The sequence below is a fragment of the Bacillus sp. 166amftsu genome (assembly GCF_900107445.1).
GTDB lineage: Bacteria > Bacillota > Bacilli > Bacillales > Bacillaceae_G > Bacillus_A > Bacillus_A arachidis.
Map to the genome: position 1 here is coordinate 145,926 of NZ_FNQA01000002.1, position 19,576 is coordinate 165,501.

Consider the following 19,576-nt stretch of genomic DNA (forward strand, 5'->3'; position numbering starts at 1 on the left):
TTTGTAGACTATAGAGTGTTCATTTTATATTAAGTACCAGGTAATAATATCAGATGATTACATCTGTTGTAAAGATAAGGTTTGATGTGTTTTATTACCAAAAATCAGATTAATTGTTTACATTCATATCTTATTCTAATTTTAGAAATAAGCGTTGAGTTTGAAATAAGGAGATGAATAGAGATGGAAACACAAAATAAAGAGAAGGAAAAGGGGAGTTGGAGGCAGTTTCTACGCCTTATTCAAGATACAAATCCTCCGAAAGGTATTCTTATTTTTGCATTAGTAATGAGTTTGTTTTCAACAGGGGCGAGTTTGTTTATTCCAATGCTTACAAAAGGGTTAGTTGATAATTTTTCAATTTCTTCAATAAATACAATTCAGATTGTTAGTTTAGTCGCGTTCTTCGTTGTTCAAACAATCGCAGCAGGATTATCAATTTATTTGCTCAATTACATTGGACAAAAAATTGTAGCTGGAATTAGAGCAAGACTATGGAAAAAAGTCCTTGTTTTACCAGTTTCTTATTATGATCAAAATAAGACTGGTGATACGATTAGTCGCATGACGAATGATACAGGTGTAGTAAAAACATTAATTTCAGAGCACTTGTCCAATTTGTTAACGGGTGGTATTTCAATTGTTGGATCATTAATTGTATTGTTTGTTTTAGACTGGAAAATGACAGTTCTATTGTTAACTGTTATTCCGTTATCTGTTTTGATTTTAGTTCCACTTGGAAGAAAAATGTATAAAATCTCTAAAATATTGCAAGATGAGACAGCCTCTTTTACAAGCGTTTTAAATCAAGTATTATCAGAAATCCGTTTGGTGAAATCTTCAAATACGGAATCAAGAGAATATGAAAATGGTAACAAAGGAATTCAAAAGTTACTACAATTTGGTTTGAAAGAAGGAAAAGTTGAAGCATTCATTACACCAATTATGTCATTTGTTTTAATGGCGCTACTTGTTATTATTGTAGGATATGGTGGAATGCGAGTTTCTAGCGGGATGCTAACAACAGGAGAGCTTGTGGCATTTATTTTATATTTAGTGCAAATTGTTATGCCAATGAGTCAGCTATCTATGTTCTTTACACAATTTCAAAAGGCAATTGGTGCAACAGAACGTATTAATACAATTTTAGAGTATGAGGTTGAAAATCATACAGAGGGCACTAATGTGACAAATGCAAAACAATCAATTTTGATTGAAAATGTAGATTTTGAGTATAACGAAGGTGAGAAAGTACTACAAAATATTCAGTTTACAATTGAATCAGGACAAGTGACTGCGATTGTAGGCCCAAGTGGTAGTGGGAAAACGACATTGTTTTCTTTATTAGAACGCTTCTATGAACCAACTAGTGGTGTAATAAAATTAGATGAAAACCCTATTTCAACATATTCATTACAATCGTGGCGACGTCAAATTGGATATGTTTCACAGGATAGCCCATTAATTGGTGGAACGATTCGAGATAACATTTGTTACGGAGTTGAAGAAAAGATAAGTGATGAGGAAATAGAACGAGTATCGGCGATGGCTTATGTTGATGCATTTATTCATGATTTACCGAAAGGGTTCGATACAGAAGTTGGCGAACGTGGTGTGAAATTATCTGGGGGACAAAGACAACGAATTGCGATTGCTCGTGCATTACTCCGAAATCCGCAAATCTTAATGTTAGATGAAGCGACTTCTAGTCTTGATAGTAAATCGGAATCTGTTGTTCAAAAAGCTTTAAATAATTTAATGAAGGGCAGAACAACTTTAGTGATTGCACACAGACTTTCTACAGTTGTAGATGCAGACAAAATTATTTTTATTGAGAAAGGGAAACTTACGGGAAGTGGTTCGCATGATGAATTGTTACGTTCTCATGATATGTACCGGGAATTTGCAACACAGCAACTGAAAATTAAAGAGGGAGCACTATAAAAAGCGATTGTAGTATTGGATTTTGAAGCAGTGGATAGTTTCTTTAACTTCACAGCTTATTCATTATAATGAATGATAGGATAATAGAGGAGTGGAAGGCAAATAAAAATGTCATTCACTCTTCTATTTATAGGTTACCTTTAAGTAACCTACGCACATCAAAGTGCATAATTGCATTTCGGATTAGATGCAGATAGAATTCATAGTATAAAAAATAACATAGAATGATTGAGGAGTGTTATATTTGGCAGAATTATTACAAGGGAAAAATGCATTAATTACAGGAGCGGGAAGAGGGATTGGTCGTGCAGTAGCAATTGCTTTAGCGAAAGAAGGCGTAAATGTTGGTCTTTTAGCGCGCTCTGAAGAGAACTTAAAAGCGGTTGCGAAAGAAGTGGAAGCTGAAGGAGTGAAAGCTGTTATTGCTACTGCTGATGTATCTTCATATGAAGAAGTTACGACTGCTATTGCAACATTAAAAAGTGGATTAGGTTCTATTGATATTTTAATTAATAATGCGGGTATTTCTAAGTTCGGAAAATTTTTAGAACTAGATGTTGCTGATTGGGAAAAAATTATACAAGTCAACTTAATGGGTGTATACTATGCAACTCGTGCAGCGTTGCCAAGTATGATTGAACAACAGTCGGGTGACATCATTAATATCTCATCTACAGCAGGACAAAAAGGTGCGCCAGTAACGAGTGCATACAGTGCTTCTAAATTTGGTGTTCTTGGTTTAACAGAATCATTAGCGATGGAAGTGCGCAAACACAATATTCGTGTAACAGCTTTAACACCAAGTACAGTTGCAACAGATATGGCAGTAGACTTAGGATTAACAGACGGTAATCCAGATAAAGTTATGCAAGCAGAAGATATTGCAGAGTTTATCGTGGCGCAGCTTAAATTAAATAAACGTACATTTATTAAATCTGCTGGTCTTTGGTCTACTAATCCGTAAGATGCTATAAATAAAAAAAGATTTAGCTTAGGGCTAAATCTTTTTTTATTTGTTTTTTATTCTGAATTTTCACTTATAATAAATTTGAAAGGGATGGTGTTGACATGTATCATTTTGATAAATGGAAGGCTGTTGATGATTACATTACGGACCTGCTTGTGCCAACTGATCCGATTCTGGAAGAGGTACTTCAAATGAATGCTGAAGCTGAGTTGCCGGCGCACGATGTTTCACCAACTCAAGGAAAGTTCTTGCAATTACTTGTACAAATTCAAGGAGCTCGTAATATTTTAGAAATTGGTACTTTGGGTGGATATAGTACAATATGGCTTGCAAGGGCATTACCAACAGGTGGTCGTCTTATTACGCTTGAAGCAAGTGAAAAGTACGCTGCAATTGCTCGTGCTAATATTGAAAGAGCTAAATTGAGTGATGTAGCTCATGTGCGAATAGGAATGGCAATAGACTCGTTACAGCAAATAGCTACTGAAGGTTATGGGCCATTTGATCTTATTTTCATTGATGCGGATAAACAAAATAATCCAGTGTATTTTGATTGGGCTCTTAAACTCTCAAAGCCAGGCAGTTTAATTATTGGCGATAATGTAGTGCGCGAAGGAGAAGTAATTGATGCTTCTAGTGATGACCTACGTGTGCGGGGAATACGTCGTTTCTATGAATTAATTGCTAATGAACCGCGTGTCACTGCTACAGCGATTCAAACAGTAGGGAGTAAGGGATATGATGGGTTTTTAATGGCACTTGTAACAGAGTGATAAAATTGAAATAGTGGCTATAGATCTATAGATTAGGAGGAGAAAAAATGAAGAAAATGTTTGATATGTTATAACGTGTATGTAAGACAGAGAATTCTTCTCGTGCCCCTCCAAATTGAATAGAGTACAGTGGATTAATAAAATTTGGAGGTTATAAAAAGATGAGAAACGAAAAAGAAATGATGGATTTCATATTAAATACAGCGAGAGAAGATGGACGTATTCGTGCAGTTATTATGAATGGATCTCGTGTGAATCCAAATGTGAAGAAAGATTTTTTTCAAGATTATGATATTGTATACGTTGTGAAAGATATACAGTCATTCATATCTGATCATAGCTGGATAAATAGATTTGGAGAAAGAATGATTGTACAAATGCCAGAAGAAAGCACTTTAGTTCCACCCGCGGAGGATGGAAGATTTCCTTATTTGATGCAGTTTATAGACGGGAACCGAATCGATTTGACTTTAGTTCCAGTAGAATTAGTAAATGAGCTTCTTGATAGAGATAGCCTAAGTGTACTTCTTCTAGATAAAGATGGATGTATTGAGCCGTTTCCACCAGCAAGTGATTCAGATTATCTTATAAAAAGACCAAGTGAAAATGAATTTGCGGATTGCTGTAATGAGTTTTGGTGGTGTAGCACGAATGTCGCAAAGGGATTGTGGAGAGAAGAGTTATCCTATGTGAAAGGGATGCTTGAAGGTCCCGTGAGAAATATGCTGATACAAATGCTAGAATGGCATATTGGGATGAAAACAAATTTTACAGTAAGCGCAGGAAAGTTTGGGAAGTTTTTTGAACAATATCTTGAGAATAACATATGGAAACAATATATGGATACATTCTCAAATGCAGACTATGAAAAGATTTGGAATTCCGTCTTTGTAATGGGAGATTTATTTAGGGAAATTGCAATCGGAATTGCTAGCTATTGTGGTTACGAATATCCACAGGGTGATGATGATAGAGTGACAAGTTATTTAAAGCATGTGAAGTCTTTACCGCAAGATAGCAAAACTATTTATTAAGTTTTTTAGATAGGAAGGAATGAGATCGTTCCAATGATGGAGCGGTCTTATTTTGGTTTGTAAATATGTATCCTTCTAACAAAATTTGAATGAACGGCATATAAAATGTAAGGGAGGTTTTTATTATGTATTATTTTTATCCATCAGAAATGCTTATTCCTTTTCAATGGACTCCAGAACGTAATAGCCCTTTCTATAATGTGTATTCTTATGTGCCGCATTCAAATGTACTTTATTATCAAAATCCTTCTCATTTGAATCTTGAATTGGTAAATATCGGTATGGAGAATGAGGTTCAAGGTGCTGAAGAAGAGAGGGGTTCTTGGACTCCGTTTTCATGGGTTGAAAAATATGCTTATGCATTTTCAGGTCCATATAATAAAGCTGAAGTTGCTCTTACATTTGATGATGGGCCAGACCCTGTATTTACCCCGCAAATATTAGATAAGTTAAAAAGTTATGGTGTGAAAGGTACTTTTTTTCTTCTAGGTGAAAATGCAGAAAGGTATCCTAATGTAGTAAAACGAATTGCGGATGAGGGACATATTATCGGGAATCATACGTACAATCACCCCAATTTAGCTAAAGTGAGTGATGAAGAATACCGAAATCAAATTGTAAAAACAGAAGAGATATTGAAGAAATTGGTGGGATATGCGCCAAAGTTTATACGGCCACCTTATGGTGAAATACGTGAAAAACAGCTGGGATGGGCTACAGAGCAAAACTTTATGATTGTGCAGTGGAGTGTAGATACAGTTGACTGGAAAGGTGTAAGTGCAGAAAAGATTACAAATACTGTATTAGGTAATGCGTTTCCAGGAAGTGTTGTATTACAACATTCGACGCCAGGAGCGAACTTGCAGGGATCTGTAGATTCATTAGATCGAATTATTCCTGAGCTGAAAGCGAAAGGATCACGATTTGTGACGCTTCCTAGCATGTTTCAAACGTCGAAACAGAGAAAGTAAATATAAAACAATAAGTTTGAGCTATGAATATAAAATACTGTATTCAGCTTATACATCATTTAAGCAAGAGTGGTGTATTTTTTGTTATGGAAAATATAGATTTGTAATTACTTTTTGTTGTATTATAGAGGGATAAACTGGAAAAAGTTTAGGGGGATGTGAGGTGATAAGATGATATATGTACTTATAAATATAGGAATGAGCATATTAATCGGTATTATATTTATACTAGCTGCACTCATATTGCAAAAAAATCCACCAACAGATATAAACGCAGTATACGGATATCGAACAAAGCGATCAATGAAAAATAAAGATTTATGGGATGTTGGAAATCAATATAGTGCGGAAGTGATGAAACAAAATGGACTTTTAATGATATTAATAGGAAGTTTAATAGGGATGCTATTTAGGTATCCGCATACAATGATTGCTATTTTAGGTCTTATGATCGTATTAATCATTTGCTTATTTATACGGGTGGAGAATAGATTAAAAGCGCTGGAGAAATAATGGGAATATTCCGTATATCTTGTTATTAAAAAATACTGACTCCCATGCTATATAAGCTAGGAGTCAATCAGAATTCATAAATTATTGTTATTTAATATGTCTCGACTTTTTTCTATGACAAATTCATAATATTCAAGTTCATATGGATAGATATCTGCAAATGTTATTGTAATAGGTTTAGCATTTTTGTTTGAAATGGAAGTTCCTGTTGCAGATGTGACTTCTCTTTTTAAAAGCTGTAAAAAAGAAGTCGCAGTTATTTTCATTACATCTTCTACTTCATCACCTGGTGCGAACGGAAGTGATTTTGTAACAGCGTGAAAATACATATGACACATTTCACGGTCAATGAAGTGCGGAATTTCATGATTGATTTTAAAAATGCCTTTGTATTCTAAGTCAGTAGCTTGAAAGGATAAGCCTAATTCCTCTTCTATTTCACGAAGACCACCTATTCGTACATCTTCATTATGCATAATATGTCCAGCAGATGTAATATCCCATTTTCCTGGGAAATCTTTCTTATTTTTAGCTCGTAATTGGAAGTATAAAGAAATGTCTTCGTTTTCTCTTTCCACAAACCAGCAATGGAATGTTTCGTGCCAATCACCGTCACGGTGTACGTCATCACGTAGTTTTTTTCCAATTTTGTTTCCTGCTGGATCAAATATCGTTAACCATTCTGTCATTTATATTCCCCTTTCTGTATAGTTTAGTATACAATAATTATATGTAATTTTGGAAAAAAAAGAAAAATAAGGAGTGTATATTGAATGAGATTGGGGGAAACAAAAATAAATTCTTTCATTTCAACGGAAGAAGAATTACGTCATATTTTAGGGTATCCAAGTGAGCGTGCGGTAAAGAAAGTGATTCCATCACTTGATCATCATTGTTGTGATTTTCTATCTAAATCTCCATTTCTTGTAATATCTACTTCAGATAAGTTTGGACATTGTGATGCTTCGCCAAGAGGAGATGCACCTGGATTTGTATATGTTTTAAATGAAAATCAAATTGTAATTCCAGAAAGGCCGGGGAATCGGCGAGTGGATTCTATTCTTAATATTTTATCTAATCCAAAGGTGGGTCTTATTTTTTTCATTCCAGGGCTTGGAGAATCATTACGAATAAATGGGCGTGCAGCTATTACAAACGATGAAGAGATTTTAGAAAAGATGCAGGTAAATGGACGCAATCCACTCCTTGGAATTGTTGTAGAAATAGAAGAGTGTTTCATCCATTGTGCTAAAGCGTTTATACGTTCTGAATTATGGAATCCAGATTCTTGGTTAGAAAAAGAAGTATTACCATCAGCGGCAAAAATGCTGGTTGATCATGCTAAAGTGAACGCAAATGAAGAAGAAGTTGCACGCTCATTAGAAGAAAGTTATACAAAAAGGTTGTATTGAAAAATCGCATAGTATATCGTTTGATAAAGTATGTAAATATAATTAATGTAAAGGCATTTTTTTCAAGGATATTCAGTATGGCTTGAGCGCCAGAATATATTTCTATAGGTTATTATCATGTAATATACACTTTTTTATGGGGAATCTTTTAATAGGTTCATTCATTGCCGGAATTATTATTTTAAGATATAAAGTAAAGCTATAATTATGTTATATAGTAAAGAATGTATAAATAGTAAAATGAATGTTTTTTCAAAAATGAGCTTGCTTTTTTGAATTGTCGTAACTATAATAATTTAACAAATAGACATGAACGAAAAGTAACGATAAGGACACGAGATTATTTTTACGGTTTGCAGAGAGGGAGGCCATAGGCTGCGAGCTTCCTAACACGGAAAATAATCTTACCACCTTTGAACTCTGATAGTGAACGAGAAATCTAGTAATTATTGGCGGTCTCAGCCGTTATCTGAACTTGAGCAATTCAAAATGAATGTATATTTGGATTGGAACAAGGGTGGAACCACGAAAGCACATTCGTCCCTTTTTTAGGGATGAGTGTGTTTTTTATATGATATAAATATCAAAAATTTAAAAAATAAAAACTTTTCTTGCTTTTTTGCAATATGTACGTATAATGAATTAACAAATAGAACCGAACGAAAAGTAATGATAAGGACACGAGATTATTTTTACGGTTTGCAGAGAGGGAGGCCATAGGCTGCGAGCTTCCTAACACGGAAAATAATCTTACCACCTTTGAACTCTGGTAGTGAACGAGAAATCTAGTAATTATTGGCGGCCTCAGCCGTTATCTGAACTTGAGCAATTCAAAATGAATGTATATTTGGATTGGAACAAGGGTGGAACCACGAAAACACACTCGTCCCTTTTTAGGGATGAGTGTGTTTTTTTATAAAATTCAATGCTGAATTGAAAGGAGGTGCAGTTGAATGAAAAAATTGATCCGAACGAGAATCACCATTGACTGCGTAAATGGGGAGAAGTTAATCATCAAGTATTTTGAAAAATAGGAGGAGATTTAAAAATGAGAAATGTAGTACACGTTGGAGTGTTAGGACTTGGAACTGTAGGGAGCGGTGTCGTTCATATTTTGGAAGATCACAAGGAGAAAATCAGTCTTGATACAGGGTATGAAGTAAAGGTAAAAGCGGTGGCAGTACGTGATGTGGAAAAAGAACGTGATGTTTCAATGGATGGAATTAAATAACAAGTGATGCAAATGAAATTTTAGAAGACCCTAACATTGACATCGTAGTAGAGGTAATGGGGGGGATTCAAGAAGCAAAACAGTCTATTGAAAGGGCGTTACGTAATAAAAAACATGTTGTAACTGCAAATAAAGATTTAATGGCCGTATACGGCAATGAATTATTAAAATTAGCAAATGAAAATGGCTGTCAGTTATATTATGAAGCAAGTGTAGCTGGAGGAATTCCAATTTTAAGAGGATTGGTAGACGGCTTAGCTTCTGATCATATTGAAAAGATTATGGGAATTGTAAATGGCACAACAAATTATATATTAACAAAAATGAGTCAAAATGGTTGGTCATATGAGCAGGCATTGCAAGAAGCACAAAAATTAGGCTTTGCAGAATCAGACCCGTCAGCAGATGTAGATGGACTAGATGCTGCGCGAAAGGTGGCTATTCTTGCAAACTTAGGATTTTCAGTGAATGTTTCTTTAGATGATGTACATGTTCGAGGTATTCGAAATGTAGAGAAAGAAGATTTAGAAATGGCTAGGAAACTAGGTTTTACTATGAAACTGGTTGGGAAAGCAGAGAAGGAAGGTTCAGCTATTAACTTAAGTGTAGCGCCTACTTTATTACCGAGCCATCATCCACTATCTAATGTGAATAACGAATTTAACGCTGTATATGTACACGGTCATGCGGTTGGGGAAGTTATGTTTTATGGGCCAGGGGCTGGAAAATTACCAACAGGATCTGCTGTAGTGAGTGATATTATTTCAATCGTTAAAAATATGAATCAAGTAATGAAAAGTCAAGATATGCTAAAAGAGTCAGTGCCTTATAAATTAAAACAGGATGAAGAAATTGTTTCGAAATACTTTTTACGTATTTTATTACGAGATGAACCAGGAATGTTTCAGAAAATCACAGAATGTTTCGTCAATGAATCGATTAGTTTAGAAGAGATTATGCAACTTCCATTTAATCAAGAGCTTGCGGAAATTGTAATTGTGACGCATCAAACTTCAAAATATCAGTTTGAAAAAGTTTTAGCATTAATAGATGGTGTAGCGAATGAAATAAAAAGTTATTACGCTATTGAGGAGGAGAAACAATATGTATAAAGGATTATTAAAGCAATATGCTTCTTATTTACCGGTGAATGATCATACACCAGATGTAAGCTTGATGGAAGGAAATACACCACTCATTCCACTACTGAATATTTCTAAAGAATTAGGGATTCATTTATATGGAAAATATGAAGGTGCTAATCCAACAGGATCTTTTAAAGACAGGGGAATGGTGATGGCGGTTGCGAAAGCAAAAGAAGAAGGATCACAGGCAATTATTTGTGCTTCAACAGGTAATACATCAGCATCGGCAGCAGCATATGCTGCTCGCCTTGGGATGAAGTGTATTATTGTTATACCTAAAGGGAAAATTGCTCAGGGAAAGTTAGCACAAGCAATCGCATACGGAGCGGAGATTATTTCAATAGAAGGAAACTTTGATGATGCGCTTCAAGCTGTACGCCAAATCGCAGCAGAAGAACCGATTACATTAGTAAACTCGGTGAATCCATATCGAATTGAAGGTCAAAAAACAGCTGCGTTTGAAATTTGTGATCAGTTGCAAAAAGCGCCAGATGTTCTTGCTATTCCAGTTGGAAATGCAGGGAATATTACAGCATATTGGAAAGGTTTCTGTGAGTATGAAAAAGAAAAGGGATTTAAAAAACCAAGAATTCATGGTTTTGAAGCAGAAGGAGCAGCTGCAATTGTTAAAGGGCATGTCATTGATTCACCAGAAACAGTTGCAACTGCGATTCGCATTGGGAATCCAGCAAGTTGGTCCTATGCTGTAGAAGCGGCGGAACAATCAAATGGTGAAATTGATATGGTATCAGATGAAGAAATTTTAAATGCGTATCAGTTGTTAGCGAAAACAGAGGGAGTTTTTGCAGAGCCAGGGTCAAATGCTTCCTTAGCAGGTGTAATCAAACATGTTCAAGCTGGAAAAATCCATAAGGGAGAGACAGTTGTCGCTGTATTAACAGGAAATGGTTTGAAAGATCCTGATATTGCAATTTCCTCTAACCACTTAGAGATTGCAAGTGTTTCAAACGATATGGAAAAAATTAAAGAACATATTAAAGGAGTGATTGTTTCGTGATTCCATTTAAAATTTGTGTTCCAGCTAGTACAGCAAATTTGGGACCTGGTTTTGATTCTGTAGGAATGGCATTATCATTGTATTTAGAAATGACTGTTAGGGAAAGGTCCACACATTGGCATGTTCTTCATTCCTTTGATTCGTCTATTCCAAATGATGAAAGAAATTTAATCATAAGTACGGCACGCAAGGTATGCCCGTCTTTAGATCCCCATATAATAGAAGTTACTAGTAATATCCCGCTTACAAGAGGATTAGGGAGCAGTGCCTCAGCGATTGTAGCAGGAATAGAACTTGCTAATCAACTTGGAGAATTACATTTAACAACGGATGAAAAAGTACACCTTGCTACAAGCTTTGAGGGGCATCCTGATAATGTAGCAGCTTCTATTTTAGGTGGTACAGTCATCGGGGCAATGGATGGAAATTATGTATCTGTTGTAAGGATAGAGAGTAAAGAATTGGGAGTCATCTCACTTATTCCAAATGAGGAATTAGATACAAATAAAAGTCGATCTGTATTACCCAAAACATTGCCATTTCATGATGCTGTGCGTGCAAGTGCAATAAGTAACGTGTTAGTAGGAGCATTATGTCAAAAAAAGTGGAATGTTGTTGGTGAAATGATGGAAAGAGATCGATTTCATGAACCATATCGTTCGCAGCTTGTTCCACTCTTGTCTTCGATTCGTGAGTATGCAAAAAAGTTTGGAGCATACGGAACAGCACTTAGTGGCGCAGGACCTTCTGTTTTTATTTTAACTCCATATGAAAAACGTCGGGAAATTGCTGAACAGTTAGGGAAAGTATTTCCGGTATTTAAGGTTTGTGAACTGGATATTGATCATGAGGGAGTAGTTGTCAAAAGTGAAGCGGATATTTGTATAGAAAAATTGTAACATGTATCAGAAAGTCTAGAATTTCTTGGGGCTTATATTGTGTATGGCGCAAATTGCTTGTGGTTATAGATATCATATTAATAGATAAAAAATGACTACAGCACGTGTACAAAAGTGCTGTAGTCATTTTCAGGTTAAGGATTTGTTGAGTGTGTAGTAGTAAAAATAAATTATACGGTTTTCAACTGTACGTGACTGATAATGATGCGATGAATATTGCGAAATTGTATCAGAACAATATTGTAGAGAAGGGTGAATTTAAAACATTACAAGAGAAAGCAAAACAAGTGCCAGTCAAAGAAGAATATAAGCAAGTATATTTAAATCCTGTGTATTCAATCCCTTTATATAAATTCGTGTACAACGATTCTGTAATTACAACACATCATCGGGAATGGGGGAGTATGAAGGTAAAAGATGAGGTCGGAGTATTACTACCCGTTAATGCGGGATAAAATTACGCATCATTTGAAAACATGGGAATCATTTCATAAGAAAGCAGTGACAGAAGAGATGACGAATTTTGCATATCTTTCAAAAGATAAACTTGTGCAAACAGAAGATACAAAAGTACCAGCAAAATCAGCTGTTATTTTTGAAGAAGGAAAGAAAATGATTTACAAACCAAAAATGACCGAAAAGTAAAAATATTATTTAGAACGATTCTGTTAGTTATGAAATGAAAGTACTCACTGGCGGTCTTTTGTACGAGTATTGAAAAACGAAATTGTAAATTTTTTGAAAATGTTATTTGACGTCTTGTTAAAATAAAATCCGAGAGTATAATGTGAAATGAAATACATATTGATTTTACTTCTTTAAAATGAAACCTTACAAAAATGTAAGGTGAATGAAATGAAATTCAATATGAAGATTAATAAACATGAAGTATACTAGGATAAGAGAAAGAGAGGAGAATAGACATGAGTTCTGAATTAGAACAAAATACAAGAAGTAAAAAGAAACGTTCTAAAAGAAAATCTGTGAAATGGTTCATTTTGATTCCATTTTTACTACTCATTTTTGGTGGAGTAGGATATGGTTCGTTTTTATATAATAAAGCAAAAGCGGTTGTCAGTGATGCATATGCACAAATTGAAAAATCGACTAAGCGCGATAAAGAGGTTGAGCCATTAAAAGATAACATTTCTGTTTTAATCATGGGTGTTGATGGAAGTGATATTCGAAAAGGACAATACGGAGAAGCTGTTCGTACGGATGCACTACTATTGGCAACAATTAATAAAGATGATAAATCAGTAAAATTAGTAAGTATTCCACGTGATTCCCGCGTATATATTCCATCAAAAAAGAAAATGGATAAAATTACGCATGCACATGTATTTGGTGGAGTTGAAAGTACAAGGGATACAGTAGAGAAATTTTTAAATGTTCCAGTTGACTATTATGTGAAATTTAACTTTGATTCCTTCGTAAAAATTGTAGATTCACTTGGCGGTATTGATGTGGATGTTCCAGTTGCATTTACAGAACAAGATAGTAAAGATCAAGCAGGTATGATTCACTTAGAAAAAGGTTATCAACATTTAAATGGAGAGCAGGCTCTAGCATTGGCGAGAACACGTAAAATTGATAGTGATGCAATGCGTGGTCAAAGACAACAACTCGTTATTGAAGCGATTGCGAAAAAAGCAATGTCTGTCCAATCAATTAGTAAATTAGGTTCCCTTTTGGATGCTATTGATAGCAATATGAAAACGAACTTAACATTTGATGATATGCTGTCTATTGCAAGAAATATGACAGGAAATGATTTGCAAATGGAGAAAATGCAAATAGAAGGTACTGATAAACGTATGGGTGGTATTTATTACTACATTCCAAACGAAAAAAATGTGCAAGACATTTCTAAAAAATTGAATGAACATCTGGGTGTTACGCCAAAAGCAGTACAAAAATAAAAAAGGTTGGCACCTAGCCAATCTTTTTTATTTAAAATATATATATATAATGGGAAAAATACCATTGGAGTTATTTTAAAATGTTTACATATATAATAAAATGTATATATAGTTATTTAATGATTAAAGAGTATAATAATTAGGGTAATACTTCCTTTATATAATTTGATAATGTTCATTTTTGAAGGTTAAAAAGAAATTGAATATATATTAATATGAATGGAAGAATTATATAAATTAATAGAAAGAAAGGGATTTCATAGAATGGGAAATGTATTTAATGTAAAAAGCATTATAGTTACAATAGTGGCTATTATTGCGATCGCAGTTGGGTATTTTGTGTTTCAATCAATCACTTCACCGGCTAGGGCAGTGGCAAATCAAGTAAATTCAGTACAACTTGCAAGTGAGCAGTCAAAAGTGGAAATGAATAAAACGGCACCAGCTCAATTTAATGGTCAAGTAAGAAAAGTTGCGTATCTTACATTCGATGATGGACCAGGAAAATATACAGCTGAACTACTAAATATATTAAAACAAAATGATGCGAAAGCAACATTCTTCTTGATTGGTGCAAATGTAAAACAGTTTTCAGATTTAGTAAAGCGTGAGAAAGTAGAAGGTCATTATGTGGGTATGCATAGTATGACACACAATTTCAAGAGGCTATATACAAGTGGCGAGTATGTGAATGAAATGAAAGAAGATCAAGGTTTAATAGCTAATATTATTGGAGAATCTCCAAAATTAACACGTCCTCCATATGGTTCTATGCCTGGTTTAAATGAAGCGCTCCGTAACAAAGTAGTAGAAGGTGATCTTAAAGTTTGGGATTGGACGATTGACTCTTTAGATTGGAGATATAACAAAATGCCAGTCGATGTTGGTTCGGCCAAAATTGCTGAAAATGTAATTGCAAGTGCAAAGAATCCCAAAGAAGTTATTTTATTGCATGATATTCATCCACAATCTGTTGCAGCAGTACCAGCAATTATAAAAGGGTTAAAAGAAAAAGGATATGAATTTGAAGCATATAATGAAGCTGATCACTTCTCATTGAACTTTTGGCATGACAAACGTATGTAACATAGGAGGAAAAGAAGTTGAGTTATAGAAAAGTAGCATTAGTTGGAGTACTATCAGTAGGATTATTATCAGGTTGTTTTGGTGAAAAACCAGAAGAAAATCTATTTGTTGCATTTGAAAATGCAGCTAAACAAGAGAAGTCGTTGTTTGAAGATGCGAAAAAATTAGAGACCCTAGAAAAACAAGGACAAGAATTATATACTCAAGTTTTAAATGAAGGAAAAGAGCATAATGAGGCTGTTGCACAAAAACTAGATCAAGCAGTTTCAAATGTAGAAGAGCGTGAAAAAATATTAAAAAGTGAAAAAGATGCATTAGAGAAAGCACAAAAAGAAACGAAGGCAGTTCAAAGTAATGTAGAGAAAATTAAAGATAAACAAATACAAAAACAAGCCAAAAAAGTAGAAGAAGCTTATAAAAAACGTTACGATGCTTTTCAAAAAATGAATGAAAACTATGTGAAATCAATGGCGATTGAAAAAGAGCTGTATGCAAAGTTAAAAGTAAAAGAAACAAAGTTAAAAGAAATCAGCGAGAAAGTGAACGAGTTAAATAAATTAACGGAAGAAATGCAAAAAGAAAAAGAGAAGTTTAATGGATATACAAAAGAGTATAACGAAGGAAAATTAGCATTCTATAAAGAAGCGAAAATCAAGATTAAGGAACAATAATAAAATATATAAATTCAAATTTAAAAATGATATAAACCTTTTCTTCGTAGCAGTGATTTATATGTCGAAAAATCATACAGTATCTAAATTGAATCATACAGACAAAAAAGCCGAGAGAACATTTAAATTATGATGTTTTTTTCGGCTTTTTTAACTTGTAGAGCAGAAAAGAATGGAAATAAAATTCTAAAAGAGTTATAGTTTTATATTTAAGGGAGAAAATGATGTTTAAGAAACGAAATGATGAACATCATATAAGTAAGGAGAATGAAAAATGACATATGAATTTTTACTCAAATTAGGTTTAGCGCTCTTTTTAGGTTTATTTATAGGGATTGACAGGCAGTTAAAGAATAAGCCACTTGGTGTGAAAACAAGTATGGTCATTTCTGTAGCAAGTTGTTTAATTACGATAGTTTCGATTGAATCTGTGAATGTTTACTCTTCACCAGGCCATACAAATATGGATCCAATGCGTTTAGCAGCTCAAATTGTGAGTGGCGTCGGCTTTTTAGGAGCTGGAGTTATTTTAAGAAGAAATAATGATGTTATTTCAGGGCTAACAACGGCATCAATGGTTTGGGCAGCATCTGCTTTAGGGATTGCAATTGGGGCGGGTTTTTATATACAAGCAACAGTTGCGATGATTTTAATTATATTAGCTATAAATGTATTGCCTCATCTTGTTAAAATAGCAGGTCCTTATTCTTTAAGACAAAAGGATGTAGCTATTAAAATTATCGTAAATGAGCACCGGGAACTAGATGGTATTTTTAAACAAATTAATAACTTAAACATGCAAGTAAAACGCGTGAAAATTAAAGATATTGATAGTGAATCTCAGCAATTAGAAATGGTTATATTGGCACCTGAAGATTTATATACAACTGAATTATACAGCTCTCTAAAAGAAATTGATCATATTATTTCGGTTGAGGTGGAGAGTAGGTAGTTAGAAAAGTTGAAAAGGTGATATGAGATAAAAAGGATGATGAGATTCATCCTTTTTATTTTAGATTCATTTTTGTTATTCGGCTATTTGCGGACAGTATCATTTTTATTTAAACATTTAGTGAAAGTAAAGAGTTTAGATGAGGAATAATAAGCAGGAGATGAAAAACGATTTTATTGATTCAAGTTGCACTTTATCAAGCCTGATTTGTCGTCTGTTTTTTTCTATTGTAATCGTAGAAGTAAGATGAAGATTTAAGGAGGGTTTTAATTTATTTTGTTTATCTATATAGATATCCTGTTTCTTTTTGATACAATGAGGAACAAAAGGGGGAGAAGAAATGGACATAAAAATCAGAAAGGCAACAGAAAAGGATATAAAGGGAATCGTGAAAGTACATGTTGATAGTTGGAAAACAACATATAAAGGAATATTACCTGATAAAATTATAGATAATATAACATATGAGAGTCGGGAAAAACAATGGAAAAGTATTTTTAAACAAGCGGTAGGAAATCAATATAGGTATGTAGCAGAAACGTTAGATAAGAAAATTATAGGATTTATTGATGGTGGGCCCGAAAGAACAGGACAATATGATTGTGATGGAGAATTATATGCAATTTATCTTTTGGAAGAATACCAAGGATATAAAGTAGGGAAGCGATTATTTCAAACACTTATGTCAGAATTTATAAAAAATGATATTGATTCTGTATTAGTCTGGGTTATATCGAATAACCCTTCAATAGGTTTTTATGAAAAGTTTTCTCCAGAGCGAGTTGATACAAAGTTTTTAGAGAGAGTAAATGTTCAAGAAACGGCGTATTGTTGGAGAGATATAAATTACCTTCATAGAGTAATATCAGATTGAAAGAAAGTATAGAAATAATATAATTATGTAAACAACAAATTGGTTTCAAAAGGAGATGTACAAAATACTATGTATGTCTCTTTTTTATGTACGGGATCTATAATCCATTGAGAAATGAGATTGTAATTAAGTTTAAAATTATAGAAAAAATATGACTAAAAAACCAAAAATTTAATTATGATAAAAAAATTCTGAAATATACACTTGAATTGATAATGATAATCAATTAGAATTTTATTTGATAATGATAATCATTTCCTGGTTGTTATTGTAAAAAATAAAAATTTCGATAGCAACATTTTTAAGAGGAGGACAAATATGCAGCATGCGAAACAAATCGCGGAACATGCAACAATGCAAAGCTTTTTAAATTGTTATTTACGTGAGACAGGATGTGGAGAATGGGTTACAGAAGATGAAAATATTAGTAACATCTTTAGTAGTACAAAGGATACCAGTCCTGATTCAACATATTTATGCTGTCGGTTATCGGCACAAAACATTACTTTATATACAGAAGTTATATATAAATCACTAACAGGCCGTCATCTGTTTGGAAAGCACTTCTATTATCAAATTGGAACAGGTTGTCATGTTGTGAAAGCAGATTATGTAACGGTTATTACATTACTAATAAAGGAAATGTCCATGAATTATGGAGATGGGACAAACCCAGACGAACTTTTACTTCGAGTTATTCGGAGTTGTCAAAATATTAAGGAGTTTATTGGGAAGCGAGAACAAGACACTGCAAAATTATACGGTTTACATACGACCTTTATAGAGGCAGAGCAATCTTTACTTTTTGGGCATTTAAACCATCCTACACCAAAGAGTAGACAAGGAATACTAAATTGGAAAAGCTCAATGTATTCACCTGAATTACAAGGAGCATGTCAGCTACACTATTTTCGAGCACATAAAAATTTAGTAAGAGAAAAATCAGCTCTTATGGAACAAGCAACAGAAATCATAAAAGAGGAGTTAAGGAAAGACTCGTTTGTGAGTATGGAATTTATTGAACTTTATTGTGAAGAAGATGACTACTCTTTAATTCCAATTCATCCACTTCAGGCGGAATGGTTATTACATCAGCCTTATGTGAAAAGCTGGATAGATCAAGGTGTTCTTGAGTATCTCGGATCAGTTGGAAAACCATATATGGCAACATCTTCGCTCAGAACAATGTATCATCCAGAATCAAATTATATGTTTAAATTTTCTTTTCCTGTGAAGGTCACAAATTCAATGCGTATTAATAAATTGAAAGAGCTTGAAAGTGGGATAGAAGGGAAAAATATACTAAAAACAAAAATCGGAGAAGTACGAGAAAAGTTTCCAGGATTTGATTTTATATGTGATCCTGCCTATATCACGTTAGGAATTGAAGGGCAAGAATCAGGGTTCGAAGTAATCATTCGCGAAAATACTTTTTACGGTGAAAATGCTAATAATGCAACACTCTTAGCTGCGCTTGTTCAAGATGCACTCCCAGGTGAGAGAACGAGATTAGCAAATATTATTTATCATCTTGCGGAAGAAGAAGGGAGAAGTTGTGAAGAGGTAAGTTTAGATTGGTTCAGGAGGTATCTGAACATTTCTCTGAAACCAATGGTATGGATGTATTTAAAATATGGAGTTGCATTAGAGGCACATCAACAAAACAGCGTGATTCATCTGAAAGATGGTTATCCAGTAAAATTTTATTTCCGTGATAATCAAGGGTTTTATTTCTGTAACTCAATGAAACATATTTTAGATGCCGAATTAGCTGGTATTGGTGAAAAGAGTGGTAATTTATATGATGATAGTATTGCAGATGAAAGGTTCCGTTACTATTTAATTTTTAATCATATGTTTGGATTAATAAATGGATTTGGTACAGCGGGTTTAATAGACGAAGAAATTCTCCTTTCCGAATTAAGGATTACACTTGAATCGCTTCTTACGTATAATCGTGAACCATCTACATTTTTAGAAAGGTTATTGAAAGATAAACAATTACCGTGTAAAGCAAATTTATTAACAAGATTTTTTGATGTTGATGAATTAACAAGTCCTCTTGAGCAAGCTATCTATGTCCAAGTTGATAATCCTCTCTTTCAAGAAGAGACAGGAAAGCATGCGGAAAGAGAAAGCGTTGTTCGTGTGTAGATAATTTTGA

16 protein-coding genes and 2 pseudogenes are annotated in these 19,576 nt (G+C 33.9%); 17 read left to right on the forward strand and 1 reads right to left on the reverse strand.

Going from position 1 to position 19,576, the window contains the following annotated elements; genetic code table 11:
- Positions 1–183: 183 nt before the first annotated feature.
- From BLV40_RS07400 to BLV40_RS07425, 6 genes are all read left to right on the forward strand, one after another.
- Complete coding sequence (locus tag BLV40_RS07400) at positions 184–1,944, forward strand: ABC transporter ATP-binding protein (protein ID WP_090688587.1); 1,761 nt, start codon at positions 184–186, stop codon at positions 1,942–1,944.
- 244 nt (positions 1,945–2,188) lie between these two features.
- On the forward strand, positions 2,189–2,908 hold the full coding sequence (locus tag BLV40_RS07405; RefSeq protein WP_139265501.1) for a 3-ketoacyl-ACP reductase: 720 nt from the start codon (positions 2,189–2,191) through the stop codon (positions 2,906–2,908).
- A gap of 104 nt (positions 2,909–3,012) precedes the next feature.
- Positions 3,013–3,684: an O-methyltransferase gene (locus BLV40_RS07410; RefSeq protein ID WP_090688591.1), complete on the forward strand. Its 672-nt coding sequence runs from the start codon at positions 3,013–3,015 to the stop codon at positions 3,682–3,684.
- A gap of 161 nt (positions 3,685–3,845) precedes the next feature.
- Positions 3,846–4,718, forward strand: a complete 873-nt coding sequence (locus BLV40_RS07415; RefSeq protein ID WP_090688593.1) for an aminoglycoside 6-adenylyltransferase — start codon at positions 3,846–3,848, stop codon at positions 4,716–4,718.
- A 125-nt stretch (positions 4,719–4,843) separates the two neighbouring features.
- Complete coding sequence (locus BLV40_RS07420) at positions 4,844–5,689, forward strand: peptidoglycan-N-acetylglucosamine deacetylase (RefSeq protein WP_090688595.1); 846 nt, start codon at positions 4,844–4,846, stop codon at positions 5,687–5,689.
- Between the two features lie 171 nt (positions 5,690–5,860).
- Positions 5,861–6,202: an SdpI family protein gene (locus tag BLV40_RS07425; protein WP_026591943.1), complete on the forward strand. Its 342-nt coding sequence runs from the start codon at positions 5,861–5,863 to the stop codon at positions 6,200–6,202.
- A gap of 74 nt (positions 6,203–6,276) precedes the next feature.
- On the opposite strand, the gene BLV40_RS07430 is transcribed toward BLV40_RS07425, so the two are convergent.
- A complete protein-coding gene (locus BLV40_RS07430) occupies positions 6,277–6,891 on the reverse strand; it encodes an NUDIX hydrolase (RefSeq protein ID WP_090688597.1) in 615 nt (204 codons plus the stop codon).
- Positions 6,892–6,975: 84 nt separating this feature from the next.
- Here BLV40_RS07430 and BLV40_RS07435 point away from each other — a divergent pair, with 84 nt between their 5' ends.
- The 11 genes and pseudogenes from BLV40_RS07435 (at position 6,976) to BLV40_RS07485 (ending at position 19,566) form a co-directional block, all read left to right on the forward strand.
- Positions 6,976–7,614 (forward strand): pyridoxamine 5'-phosphate oxidase family protein, encoded by a 639-nt coding sequence (locus BLV40_RS07435; RefSeq protein WP_090688599.1) that lies wholly within the window; start codon positions 6,976–6,978, stop codon positions 7,612–7,614.
- Positions 7,615–8,662: 1,048 nt separating this feature from the next.
- A pseudogene (locus BLV40_RS07440) lies at positions 8,663–9,957 on the forward strand (homoserine dehydrogenase).
- A complete protein-coding gene (gene thrC / locus BLV40_RS07445) occupies positions 9,950–11,008 on the forward strand; it encodes a threonine synthase (protein WP_090688601.1) in 1,059 nt (352 codons plus the stop codon). The pseudogene BLV40_RS07440 and the gene thrC overlap by 8 nt, the downstream one beginning before the upstream one ends.
- Positions 11,005–11,907, forward strand: coding sequence for a homoserine kinase (gene thrB, locus BLV40_RS07450; RefSeq protein ID WP_026592292.1), 903 nt, complete (start codon positions 11,005–11,007; stop codon positions 11,905–11,907). Before thrC ends, thrB begins: the two co-directional genes overlap by 4 nt.
- 278 nt (positions 11,908–12,185) lie before the next feature.
- Positions 12,186–12,552: pseudogene (locus BLV40_RS07455) on the forward strand (glycoside hydrolase); the annotation flags it as partial.
- A 278-nt stretch (positions 12,553–12,830) separates the two neighbouring features.
- Complete coding sequence (locus tag BLV40_RS07460) at positions 12,831–13,829, forward strand: LCP family protein (protein WP_026592289.1); 999 nt, start codon at positions 12,831–12,833, stop codon at positions 13,827–13,829.
- Between the two features lie 264 nt (positions 13,830–14,093).
- Positions 14,094–14,915, forward strand: a complete 822-nt coding sequence (locus tag BLV40_RS07465; protein ID WP_026592288.1) for a peptidoglycan-N-acetylglucosamine deacetylase — start codon at positions 14,094–14,096, stop codon at positions 14,913–14,915.
- Positions 14,916–14,932: 17 nt separating this feature from the next.
- Entirely contained in the window at positions 14,933–15,586 is a 654-nt protein-coding gene (locus BLV40_RS07470) for a YkyA family protein (protein WP_026592287.1), read from the forward strand.
- Between the two features lie 274 nt (positions 15,587–15,860).
- Positions 15,861–16,538 carry an MgtC/SapB family protein gene (locus tag BLV40_RS07475; RefSeq protein WP_026592286.1) on the forward strand — a complete coding sequence of 226 codons (678 nt, stop codon included), beginning with the start codon at positions 15,861–15,863 and terminating at the stop codon, positions 16,536–16,538.
- A gap of 340 nt (positions 16,539–16,878) precedes the next feature.
- On the forward strand, positions 16,879–17,412 hold the full coding sequence (locus BLV40_RS07480; RefSeq protein WP_090688603.1) for a GNAT family N-acetyltransferase: 534 nt from the start codon (positions 16,879–16,881) through the stop codon (positions 17,410–17,412).
- Between the two features lie 318 nt (positions 17,413–17,730).
- Positions 17,731–19,566, forward strand: a complete 1,836-nt coding sequence (locus BLV40_RS07485) for an IucA/IucC family protein (RefSeq protein WP_090688605.1) — start codon at positions 17,731–17,733, stop codon at positions 19,564–19,566.
- The last annotated feature ends 10 nt before the right edge of the window (positions 19,567–19,576 follow it).